The sequence below is a fragment of the Streptomyces colwelliae genome, assembly GCF_048158785.1.
GTDB lineage: Bacteria > Actinomycetota > Actinomycetes > Streptomycetales > Streptomycetaceae > Streptomyces.
Genome location: NZ_JBLTJC010000812.1, coordinates 1 through 1,179, shown reverse-complemented (window position 1 = coordinate 1,179; position 1,179 = coordinate 1). Strand labels below are relative to the sequence as shown.

1 protein-coding gene is annotated in these 1,179 nt (G+C 71.8%); it reads left to right on the top strand.

The genetic code is table 11. From position 1 onward, the window contains the following. A partial coding sequence (locus tag ACNFOC_RS54550; protein WP_416966336.1) for a sensor histidine kinase occupies positions 1-1,128 on the top strand: 1,128 nt, incomplete at its 5' end. Between the last annotated feature and the right edge of the window lie 51 nt (positions 1,129-1,179).

Genomic DNA, 1,179 nt, shown 5'->3' with positions numbered 1-1,179 from the left:
GCCCTCATCAACGCCACCCCCGGCGTAGCCACCCGCCTCGTGGGCGCAGCCGTAGTGGTCACGTTCATGGCGTCCTACGTCCTCTTCAGGGACTGGGAACGCTTCGGCCCCCTGCTCCTACGCCACCCCTCCCTCCTCGCCGTAGACACCCTGTTCGGCTCACTACTCCTGATCTCGGCAGGGCCAACCAGCACGCTCGCCTACGTCAGCGTCTGCACCCCCCTCCTCGCCGGCATCGTCTACGGCTGGCGAGGCGCCGGCTGCTTCGCGAGCCTCCAGGCGGTGATCCTCGTGCTGGCGCAGACCGCCGCCGCGGACGCCCACGAGGTCGTCGCGCAGACCTTCCTCCTCCCCGGCCTGTGCGTGATCGCCGGCGCGGTGGGAGTGACCCTGCGCAACCTGATGCTCCGCTTCGGCGAAGCCACGACCGCGTTGACGACGGTCCAGGCCCGCCTCGCCGTAACGGAGGCGGTAGGAGCGGAACGAGCGCGCCTGGCAAGGGAGTTGCACGACTCGGTGGCGAAGACCCTGCACGGCGTGGCACTCGCGGCGGACGGCCTGGCCGGCTCGGCGGGCGCGGACCGCATGGACCCGACCCTGATCAGACAACAGGCGGAGCTGGTGGCCCGCTCGGCCCGCAGGGCGGCCGCGGAGTCCCGCGAACTCCTGGCGGACCTACGGCGGGAGTCGAACCCGGACGAGGGCACGGACGTACTGGTCGAACTGGCCGCCCGCACAAGGGACTTCAGCACCAGGACCGGCCTGCCCACGACCTACCGCCCGACGGGCGACCACGGCGTACCGCCGGTCCCGCCCGCCGTGGCGCGCCAGCTACTCACCATCGCGACGGAAGCGATGGAGAACGCCCACCGCCACGGAACCCCCACCAAGGTCGACGTGGAGGCCGGAGTCCACGACAGCCTCCTGCGGATCAGCGTCTACGACGACGGCCGCGGCCTGCCTCCCGGCACGACCCTCGAACAGCTGCGCAGGGCAGGCCACTTCGGCCTGGTCGGCATGGTCGAACGGGCGGCGTCGGTGGGCGCCCGCATCCGTATCGGCAGAGGCGGCCACGACACGGGCACGGAGGTCCGCCTGGAACTCCCGCTGGGAGCCCTGACGACGTAACCCGCACCCGTCCCCCCCACCACCACCACCAGCACAGAGACGACCCGAGAG